Origin of the sequence: Anaerotalea alkaliphila (assembly GCF_010179735.1) — a bacterium.
GTDB lineage: Bacteria > Bacillota > Clostridia > Lachnospirales > Vallitaleaceae > Anaerotalea > Anaerotalea alkaliphila.
Genome location: NZ_JAAEEH010000015.1, coordinates 58,169 through 68,433 on the forward strand (window position 1 = coordinate 58,169; position 10,265 = coordinate 68,433).

Annotated in this window: 9 protein-coding genes; 4 read left to right on the forward strand and 5 right to left on the reverse strand. The window is 55.7% G+C overall.

From position 1 onward, the window contains the following. Position 1 precedes the first annotated feature (1 nt). The 4 genes from GXN74_RS07040 to GXN74_RS07055 all read right to left on the reverse strand — a co-directional run bounded on the left by GXN74_RS07040 (position 2) and on the right by GXN74_RS07055 (position 4,047). On the reverse strand, positions 2–1,009 hold the full coding sequence (locus GXN74_RS07040; RefSeq protein WP_162370224.1) for a Gfo/Idh/MocA family protein: 1,008 nt from the start codon (positions 1,007–1,009) through the stop codon (positions 2–4). Next, the gene (locus tag GXN74_RS07045) at positions 1,003–2,151 is read right to left on the reverse strand and encodes a Gfo/Idh/MocA family protein (RefSeq protein ID WP_162370225.1); all 1,149 of its coding nucleotides are present in this window, start codon (positions 2,149–2,151) and stop codon (positions 1,003–1,005) included. Before GXN74_RS07045 ends, GXN74_RS07040 begins: the two co-directional genes overlap by 7 nt. A 4-nt stretch (positions 2,152–2,155) precedes the next feature. Next, entirely contained in the window at positions 2,156–3,034 is an 879-nt protein-coding gene (locus GXN74_RS07050; RefSeq protein WP_162370226.1) for a sugar phosphate isomerase/epimerase family protein, read from the reverse strand. Positions 3,035–3,219: 185 nt separating this feature from the next. After that, positions 3,220–4,047: a sugar phosphate isomerase/epimerase family protein gene (locus GXN74_RS07055; RefSeq protein ID WP_162370227.1), complete on the reverse strand. Its 828-nt coding sequence runs from the start codon at positions 4,045–4,047 to the stop codon at positions 3,220–3,222. Positions 4,048–4,421: 374 nt separating this feature from the next. Here GXN74_RS07055 and GXN74_RS07060 point away from each other — a divergent pair, with 374 nt between their 5' ends. From GXN74_RS07060 to iolG, 4 genes are all read left to right on the forward strand, one after another. Further along, positions 4,422–5,564, forward strand: a complete 1,143-nt coding sequence (locus GXN74_RS07060; protein ID WP_162370228.1) for a sugar ABC transporter substrate-binding protein — start codon at positions 4,422–4,424, stop codon at positions 5,562–5,564. Positions 5,565–5,665: 101 nt separating this feature from the next. Continuing rightward, positions 5,666–7,219: a xylose ABC transporter ATP-binding protein gene (locus tag GXN74_RS07065; protein ID WP_162370229.1), complete on the forward strand. Its 1,554-nt coding sequence runs from the start codon at positions 5,666–5,668 to the stop codon at positions 7,217–7,219. After that, positions 7,216–8,382 carry a sugar ABC transporter permease gene (locus GXN74_RS07070; protein ID WP_162370230.1) on the forward strand — a complete coding sequence of 389 codons (1,167 nt, stop codon included), beginning with the start codon at positions 7,216–7,218 and terminating at the stop codon, positions 8,380–8,382. Before GXN74_RS07065 ends, GXN74_RS07070 begins: the two co-directional genes overlap by 4 nt. A 23-nt stretch (positions 8,383–8,405) precedes the next feature. Continuing rightward, a complete protein-coding gene (gene iolG, locus GXN74_RS07075) occupies positions 8,406–9,422 on the forward strand; it encodes an inositol 2-dehydrogenase (RefSeq protein ID WP_162370231.1) in 1,017 nt (338 codons plus the stop codon). Positions 9,423–9,499: 77 nt separating this feature from the next. On the opposite strand, the gene GXN74_RS07080 is transcribed toward iolG, so the two are convergent. Then, on the reverse strand, positions 9,500–10,132 hold the full coding sequence (locus GXN74_RS07080) for a cupin domain-containing protein (protein WP_162370232.1): 633 nt from the start codon (positions 10,130–10,132) through the stop codon (positions 9,500–9,502). Positions 10,133–10,265 lie beyond the last annotated feature (133 nt).

Here is a 10,265-nt window from a genome sequence, read left to right on the forward strand (position 1 = left end):
ATCAAAAATCCTCCATATGCACTTCTTTTTTCAGTTCCGACGACATCCGGATGGCATCCACCATCCGGATGGAGGCCAGGGCGTCTCGCGCATGGACATAGTCCCGGCTCCCGGTGCGGATGCCCTCATAGAAGAGGCCGACCAGCCTCTTGTGGCTGGCTCCGTAGTAGAACTTGCTGCCGGGAAGCCTGCTGTCTTCCACGATTTTTTCCTTCTCTTCGGATGCGTTGGTTTTCATCAGGATGTTGTCCTTGATGGTGAATTTCCCGTTCTCCAGGAGCACCTGGATTTCCACGCTGGAATTTCCGGCATAGCAGTTGGTTGCGAAGTACAGTCCCCGGGCCCCGTTCTTGAAGCGGATGTGCGCCGTGGCGGTGTCCTCCACCTCGATGCCGTAGTCAAGCAGGTTGTCGACGGATCCACGGATGGCCTCGACCTCCCCGCCCAGCAGCTGGAGCAGGTCCAGCGTGTGGATGGACTGGTTGATCATGGTGCCGCCTCCCGCAAGCTCCATTCGGCCCCTCCAGGGTTTGGATTCGTAGTAGGACCGGGGCCTGTGCCAGGTGACCAGCCCCTTGACGCCAAGCACCTTGCCGTAGTTCCCGCTCCGGACGAGCTCCAGCAGGGCTTCCGTGGATTCGTTGAACCGGTTCTGCATGCAGATGCCGATCCGCACACCTGGGTTGGCGTCCTCCAGTGCCACCAGCTCCATCGCTTCCCGGGTGTTCATGGCCACGGGCTTCTCCTGGAAAACATGGATGCCCCGTTCCGCACAAGCCTTGGTGACAGGGAAATGGAGGTGGTGGGGCAGGCAGTTGTGGACGCAGTCCAGGTCCTCCTGTTCCAGCATCTCCAGATGGTCCGTGTAGAAAGCAGCTTCCGGCGCCAGTGCGCGCTTGCTTCGGTCGATGTCGCACACCGCAACAAGGACCGCGTCCGGATGGCTCTGGATGATGGGAAGGTGGACCAGGGCGATGTCGCCCAGTCCGATGACAGCAACCCTCAACATGACTGCTCTTCGGCAATCCGTTTCTGAAGCTCCCCATAGTACAGGTCTCCGTCTACGGGAAGCTCCACTTCCTTGCCCAGGAAGCTGGACAGGTGGATGGCGTTGGCCAGGCCCACGCCGCGGATGCCTTCGGTTCCGGGAGCCACCAGGGGGGTCTTGTCCAGGATGTTGGCGGAGAAGTTCTCGAAGACGCCGATGTGCTGGGCACCCCAGACGCTTTCGAATTCCAGGACCTCTTCCGTCCATGCGGGCTCTGCGGACTGGCCCATGAAGAGTTTCATGGCGTCGGCCCAGCTCATGGCTGCGTTCATTTCGGCTTCGGACCGGTTCAGGCGTGTGACGGTCATCTTCTTGCTGCCTTCCACGACGATCTTGCCCTTGTCCCCCAGGATCTCCAGGCGGTCCGTTCCGATGACGTCATGGGTGCAGGTGATGAACACGCCGGTCGCCCCGTTGCCGTAGTCGAAGAGCGCCGTGACCTCGTCCTCCACAGCGATGTTCCGCTGGTAGCCGTACTTCAGGTTGGAATAGACCTTCTGGGGCATCCCGCAGATCCACTGGAGCAGGTCCAGCTGGTGGGGAGCCTGGTTCACCAGGACGCCGCCGCCCTCTCCGGCCCAGGTTGCGCGCCATGCGCTGGAATCGTAGTAGGCCTGGGGTCTCCACCAGTTGGTGATGATCCAGTTGGTCCGGCGGATGCCGCCGATCTCGCCGTTGTCGATGATCTCCTTCAGCTTCCGGTAGAGGGGATTCATCCTTTGGTTGAATACGATGCCGAAGGTCAGCGCAGGCCTGGCCTGTGCAAAAGCGTTCAATTCCTCCACCTGCCGGGTGTAGACGCCGGCGGGTTTTTCCACCAGGGCGTGGATGTTCCGGGCCAGCGCGTCGATGCCCATCTGGGGATGCAGGTAGTGGGGGACGCAGGTAACGACCGCATCCACCTCTCCGCTTTCCAGCAATTCGATGTGGTCCGTGTAAAAAGGTACCCCGGGGTAGTTCTCTTCGGCGACGGCCTTCTTGGACGGGTCCGTATCGCAGATGGCGGCCAGCACCGTATTACCCACTTTTCCCTCCGCAAGGAAGCCGGCATAGAAGCCTCCTTGCGCACCCAATCCGATGACGCCCATTCTCACTTTGTCCATGTCCTTATCCTCCTATGGTTTCCAGTATTTTCAACAGAGCCTCGTACTGCAGCTTGTAGCCGCTGGCGCCGTCCAGACCCTTGTCGTCCTTGATGATTTCCTTGGCGTCCTCCAGTTCCAGGTCCTTCAGGGAATCGAAGAGGACCAGATGGGGCTCCAGGGTCAGGAAGCCCTTGTAGCCGTTTCGGACTGCCATGCCAAGTATTTCGGGAATCTTCCCTTCCCCTGTGCCGCAGACCACGTTCTGGGAGTCGGTGGACACCGCATCCTTGATGTGGATGTAGGCCACATCCTCCTGCAGGAGCTCCCAGCAGTCCAGGGTGTCTTCCCCCACCTGGACAAAATTGGCGAAATCGAAAATCGCCTTGAAGTGGGGGGAATCCACCGCATCCAGCAGGGTCTTGCAGCGCCTGGAGGTATCTCCGTAGATGTCCTTCTCGTTCTCGTGGAGGAGCACCATCCCGTACCGACCGGCGATTTCGGCAAAGGCCTTCACTTTGGCGACCACCTCTTCCTTATATCCCTCCGGATCCTGACCCTTGGGGATGTAGAAGCTGAAGATGCGGATATTGTGGCAATCCAGCAGCTGTCCGATCCGGCAGAGGGTATCCAGCATCGCCTTCTGTTTCTCGAACCCTTCCTGGTCGTCTATGAATACCTTGCCGATGGGGGATCCGATGGAGGAAACGCCGATGCCGGCTTCGTCCAGTCGGGGCTTCACCGTATCCTGGACTTCCTCCAGGGTGTACTCTCCGATGTTCTTTCCGTCGATGCCCCGGAGGGATATGTACTCCATTCCCAAGGAGGCGACCACCGCCAGCTGTTCGTCCAGGGAGAAGGAGATTTCGTCGGAAAACCCGGAAATCAAAAGATCTTTCGTCATGGGGGAATTTCCTTTCACAATGCTTCGTCACAATCTGTGTTGAGGTTTCTATATTAAATTCTACCGCGAAGAGGATGGGAATGCTTGTTGATATCTGATGGGAATTTGCATGGAATTGATGTGGGGGCAAAAGAACCGAGGAGGGCAATGGCCCTCCTCGGTTCGATGTTGACAGCATGTGGATTTTAAAGGAATTGTTTCGACTTCTCCGCCCCGATCCGGATGACGTCCTCCGGGTCCATTTCCCAGTATTCCGGACGGAAGAGCTCCAGGGAGGCGATTTCGTCGTACCCCTTCCGCTTCAGGGGTTCGGTGAGTTTGGTGATGGGGATGCAGCCGTCCCCGGGGAAGAGCCGATGGCAGTGGTCCAGGACGCCCAGGGGCAGGTCCTCGCAGTCGTTGATGTGGAACACGAAAATCTTGTCCAGGGGGATTTCCTCCAGGTAGCCGGCGTCGGCGCACTTGTCATGGAGATAGACGTTGATGCAGTCCACGGCAAGGCCCACATCCTCCCGGTCCACGGCCTTGACGATCTCGTAGGCTTCCCGGATGCTGTTGCAGGCCCAGCGCCGGTCCCCGATGGGCTCGAAGGCCAGCTTGACGCCGTAGGGCTGTGCGATGTCCGCAAGCTTGTTCAGGACGGAGACGGAATCCTCGAACACCTCCGCCTCGGTCTTCCTGCACATGTCGTCCCCCATGGTGGGGACCACGATCATGTAGGGGTTTCCAATCGCCTGGGCGACCTGGCATCCGAAGGTGAAGAGGTCCACCAGTTCCTTCCATTGCTGCTCGCCGCAGAAGTTGATGTCTTCGATGGAGTTGAAGGCATAGGGCTTGAGGTGGCTTGTCTGGAAGAAGCCCTTCAATTCCTCGATGCTGTGGTCCTTCAGGTATTCCTTCAGCATGTCCAGGCGCAGCTCGATGTAGTCGTAGCCGTACTTTTCACAGAGCTTCAGGTCGTTTTCCACAGAGGACCGCTTCATGCAGGTAGCTTCGTTGTATCCCAGTTTCATTTGTTTACCTCCTTTATTTGTTTAGTGAAAATGATTGTCTAAAGCCGTAATTTCATTATAAATGATATTTTAACGCGCGTCAAATGTTTCACGATAGAATAGCCAAACGATGAGGATAAATGGGGAGATTGCCATAAAGCGCACAAAAAGATGGCGATATTCACAATAAAAACAAGGATAAAAGATTAAATTTATGGATTAAGACGGTCATAAAGCAAGAAAACTGTAGTCACGTGTTTGAGGGAGCATAAAACGCATTGAAGCTTGAATTCATTGAGCAAGATAGTTATAGTAAATATCGGTGGCAATGCGTATAATTAGGACCATACAAAGGAATTAAATTTCATTGTAAATTATCTAAGGAGGGAAAATCAATGCAAAAGAAAAGGAAAATGAAACTGTTGGCACTGGTCATGGTCCTGATGCTGTCCGTGGGAGTCTTCAGCGGATGTTCAGAGAAGGGTGGAGAAACCCCGGACACCGGCGAAGGAAACGGGACCACATCAGGAGAAACAGCAGCGGGGGGTGAAGAGAAGGTGGTTATCGGCATCTCCTTGGGCACGTCCAAAGAGGAGCGGTGGCAGCGTGAAATCAAGATGTTCCAGGATTATGCCGTTGAAAAAGGCGTTGAGGTAGTGATCCAATCGGCGGAGGATGAGGCGCAGAAACAGATGTCCCAGGCGGAAAACCTCATCTCCCAGGGAGTTGACGTACTGATCGTACAGGCGCTGGACTCCGAAGCGGCCGGTTCCATCGTGGCTTCCGCCCATGAAGCGGACATTCCGGTGATTGCCTATGACAGGCTGGTCCGGAATGGGGATTTGGATTATTATGTGACATTCGACTCGGTAAAGGTCGGCGAAGTCCAGGCCCAGTTCGTTGTGGAGCAGGCTCCCAAGGGGAATTACATTTGGCTGAAGGGCGGACCGGAAGATTTCAACGCCCATCTTGTATATGAAGGACATAAAAACATCCTGCAACCCTATATCGACAGAGGGGACATCAATATCGTCCTGGAGCAATGGTGCAGAGGGTGGGATCCCAAGGAAGCTTTGATGCATACGGAGAACGGATTGACGCTGGCAAACAACGATGTCCAAGCTGTGATCGCATCCAACGACGGTACCGCCGGCGGCGCAATCCAGGCGTTGACTGCCCAAGGGCTGGCAGGAAAAGTGCCGATTGCGGGACAGGATGCCGACATCGCCGCGGCGCAAAGGATTGTGGAAGGGACCCAAACCGGAACGGTATACAAGCCTCTGCAGATGCTGAACTCGGCGGCCATGGAAGTGGCCATCGCACTGGCGAATGGAAAGGATCCTGCGACCGAGCTGGACGCAAGCCTCGGAAGATGGATTCAATTGGACAACGGCACCAAAATGGTGGACAGTTTCTCGGTTGATGTCGTCGCTGTGGACAAGGACAACATCGTGGACGTACTGATCAAGAGCGGCTTCCATAAGCTGGAGGATGTGTACAGGAATGTGCCTCAGGACCAATGGCCTGAAGTGAACTAGAATGCGGGTTGGGGTATGCGGGTGGAAAGACCCGGATGCCCCAACCATTCTATAAATGATGTGGTTCGGTCGCCATAAAAGTGCAGTCAAGAGGTGATGAGATGACAGATTTCATATTGGAAATGAAAGACATATGCAAGGTTTTCCCCGGTGTAAAGGCATTGGACCAGGTCAGCATCCAAGTGGGTCGTGGAGAAATCCATGCGATCTGCGGGGAGAATGGAGCGGGAAAATCGACACTCATCAAGGTTCTGAGCGGCGTGTATCCTGCGGGCACTTATGATGGGGAAATCGTGGTAGACGGCAAGACGCAGTCCTTTGAGGGGATCGAGGATGCGGAGAAGCAGGGCATCATCTGTATCCATCAGGAATTGGCATTGGTGCCGGAATTGAGTGTGGGTGAAAACATCTTCTTGGGAAATCAACCCAACCGTCTGGGAGTGGTGAAATGGGATGAAATATATTACCAGACACAGCTGCTGCTTGAAAAGGTGGGGCTGGCTGCCAGCGTGGCAGGGTCGGAGCATCCGGTGGTGACTCCGGACGACAAGATCAAGAACCTGGGAATCGGACAGCAGCAGCTTGTGGAAATCGCCAAGGCGCTGTCGAAAAAGACGCGGCTGCTGATTTTGGACGAGCCTACGGCAGCCTTGACGGAAAAGGAAGTGGATATCCTGCTGGACATTCTGGACGCATTGCGGAAGGAAGGGGTCACCAGCATCTATATTTCCCACAAACTGGATGAGGTCATGCGGATTGCGGATTCGGTGACGGTCATCAGGGATGGCAAATCCATTGGAACAAGCGGAATCAAAGAACTGACGAAGAATAAAATCATCAGCATGATGGTGGGGCGGGAGCTGACGAACCTTTTCCCCAGGGTGGAGCATACCAGGGGAGAAGTCGGATTCGAGGTGAAGAACTTCAGCGTCGACCACCCGGAGATTCCGGGGAAGAAGCTGATCCACAATGTAAGCTTCAAAGCCTACAAGGGGGAAATCCTTGGGGTCAGCGGCCTGATGGGAGCGGGGAGGACGGAACTGTTTTCCAGCATCTACGGGGCTTTTCCGGCAAAAAGCGAAGGAGAGGTCTATATCGACGGAAAAAGGGTGGACATCAAAAGTCCCGGCGATGCCATCGGCCATGGTCTTTCGCTGGTCACGGAGGACCGGAAGCGGTACGGACTTGTACTTGACATGAACATCAAGGAAAACACCACCATGTCCAGCTTGGGACGTGTTTCTAAAAACGCCATCCTGAACGAAAGTGCTGAGGTTCATTATACAAACGAGTATGTGCAATACCTGAAAACGAAGACGCCGAGTGTGGAAACCAGAGTGCGGAACCTCAGCGGAGGCAACCAGCAGAAGGTCGTTTTGGGCAAGGTGCTGATGACGGAACCCAAGGTGCTGGTCTTGGACGAGCCGACCCGGGGCATCGATGTGGGCGCCAAGTATGAAATCTACAAGATCATGAACATGCTGGTGGAGGAAGGCGTCGTTGTGATCATGGTTTCCTCGGACTTGGAAGAAGTTCTGGGGATGAGCGACCGCATCCTGGTCATGGGCGAAGGGAAGGTCAGGGGAGAACTGGCAATCGATGAAGCGAACCAAGAAAAAATCATGATGGCAGCGACTGGAGGGTTGCAAGGATGAGTGAATTGACGAATGCGGCAAAGTTGCCGTCAAAGAAAAAGAACATGCCAAAAATCGACATACGGACATTTACAATGATCGGTGGTCTGGTGCTGCTGTGGATCCTGTTCACCTATACTACGGATGGGACCTTCCTTTTGGTCAGGAACATCTCCAACCTCCTGCGGCAGATGGCCATCGTGGGAATACTGGGAGCCGGCATGGTTTTGGTCATCGTGACCGGTAACATCGACTTGTCGGTAGGTTCCGTGCTGGGATTCCTGGGTGGACTGGCGGCTGCCCTGATGATCTGGAACGGATGGGGTACGCCGGCGACCATGGCCGTCATCCTTCTGGCGGGGGCGTTGATCGGTGTCATTCAGGGTTCCATCATCGCCTACATCAAGGTTCCGGCCTTCATCGTGACCTTGGGCGGTCTTCTGATCTTCAGGGGCGGCCTGCTGGGAGTCACGAAAGGGGTGTCCATTGCGCCGTTCAGACCAAGCTACATTTATGTGGGACAGGCGTATGTGTCCAATGAAGTGGGGGTTGCCCTGGGCGTTCTTGCGGTGGTGGTATGGACCGCGACTCTCTTCAACAAGCGCAGGTCAAGGTTGAAGTACAACTTTCCGGTGGAATCCCTCTACAAGATGGCCGCAAAGATTGCGGTTGCAGCGCTGGTGATCATGGGTATCATACTGATGCTGAACAGCTACAACGGAATCCCCGTCCCTGTGCTCCTGATGGTTGTGCTGATGGTCATCTTCACTTTCGTTGCGGAAAAGACGACCTTCGGAAGAAGCATCTATGCCATGGGCGGAAACATGGAGGCCAGCAAGTATTCGGGAATCGACGTCAGGAAGAATCTCGTCATCGTCTACATGTTGAACGGTGTGCTGGCCGCAATCGCAGGAATCGTGCTGTCGGCCAGGCTGAATGCGGGAACGCCTTCTGCGGGGATGAATATGGAACTGGATGCCATCGCCGCGGCTGTCATCGGAGGCGCGAGCATGTCGGGAGGGTCCGGAAAGGTCGCGGGAGCGGCGTTGGGGGCCTTGTTCATGGCGACGATCGACAACGGGATGAGCATGATGAACATGGACGCCTACTGGCAGTACATCGTCAAGGGATTCATTTTGGTCATCGCGGTCGGTTTTGACATCTACACGAAGAACAAGAGGTAGACAACAGTATGGAGGGTGAACATATGGACAAGAAAATCAAGGTTGGCATTCTGGGAGCAGGCAGGATTGGAAAGCTCCATGCGGAAAATGTGGCGTACCGCATTCCGATGATGGAAATCAAAACCATCGCAGACCCGTATATGAACGAGGGGATGGAAGCGTGGGCCAGAGGGATTGGTGTGGACAATGTGACAAAGGATCCCCAGGAGGTCTTCGGGGATCCGGAGATCGATGCGGTCCTGATCTGTTCTTCCACGGACACCCATGCGGAATTCATCATGAAGGCCGCGGAAGCCGGGAAGCACATCTTCTGCGAGAAACCCGTGGACCATGACGTCGACCAGATCAACCGCGCCTTGAAGGCTGTGGAGGTTGCAGGGGTCAAGCTGCAGATCGGATTCGTGCGCAGGTTCGACCACAACCACAAGAAGGTGCGGGACATGGTCCAGGGAGGCAAGATCGGCGCACCCCACACGATCAAGATCACATCCAGGGATCCCGAGCCGCCGCCGATCGAATATGTGAAGGTGTCCGGCGGGTTGTTCTTCGACATGATGATCCATGATTTCGACATGGCCCGCTACCTTTCAGGCAGTGAAGTGGTGGAGGTGTACGCGAAGGCTGCGGTCCTGATCGACCCGGCCATCGGCGAAGCGGGGGATGTGGACACCGCCGTGGTCACCCTGCAGTTCGCCAACGGCGCCATCGGCATCATCGACAACAGCAGGAGTTCCACCTATGGCTACGACCAGCGGGTGGAAGTCCATGGTTCCAAAGGATGCGTGCAGGACTTCAACGACCTACCCAGTACGACCATCCTGACCACGAAGGAAGGGGTCCTTGGGGATCCGCCGAAATGGTTCTTCCTGGAGCGCTACAATGAGGCCTTTGCGGAGGAGCTGATCGCGTTCGCGGATGCCATCAATGGGGACAAGGAGCCGGTGGTCAACGGTGCGGACGGGCTCAAGCCGGTCCTGATTGCGGAAGCGGCCAACATCTCCCTACGGGAAGGAAGGCCTGTGCGGCTGGACGAACTGTAGACAAATGCAAACAAAGGAAAGGGGCTGGGGCGCCGGTGATGAAAACCGGTGCCCCAGCCCCTTTCCTTTGCTTGGATTCAGAACCAGGGAGGGACGTTGGCCCACACGCAGGTGCAGAGCTCGTCGGACTCGTTCCGCTTGGCGTGGGGGTCCGTGGAGTTGAAGGTGATGCTGTCCCCTGCCTTCAGGACATGGATGTCCTCGTTGATCTGCACCACCAGCTCGCCGGTGAGGATCAGCCCGCATTCGCTTCCTGGATGGGAGTAGAGGGAGGACCCGGTTCCGCTTCCAGGCTCGTATTCATTGTAGATGAATTCGATTTCGCCTTTCAGGTTGGGGTTCAACAGATAGAAACGGACGCCCTTCCCCGGGGACATCATCTTGCGCTGGTGGGGATGCACCACCGGGGAAGGGGCGCGGTGGGTTGCTGCCTGGACTTGCTGGATACCGGCTTCGCCCGTCGGGATCTGGGGTGTGGCGCCTTCGCCATTCTCGAACAGATAGCTCAGGGGGATTTCCATGGCGTTCCCGATCTTCTTGAGGGTTTCGATGGAAGGGGAGATGATACCCCGCTCCACCTGGCTGATCATGCTCACGGTCAGACCGGTCATGCGGGCCAGGTCGGCGATCTTCAGGTCCTTCGCCTTTCGTGTCTCCCGGATCTTCTGGCCCAAGGCCAGGGACAAGGAGTCTTCGTTGATGTTGGGCATCTTATAACCTCCTTGTAAGATATTGTTACGGGACAGATTAAGAAATCATCCCGAATGTTCCTTGAAAATGCAACTTTAATATTCGAATGAATCAACAGACACCACGTATTGAATTTCAACCATCTCATAGGTA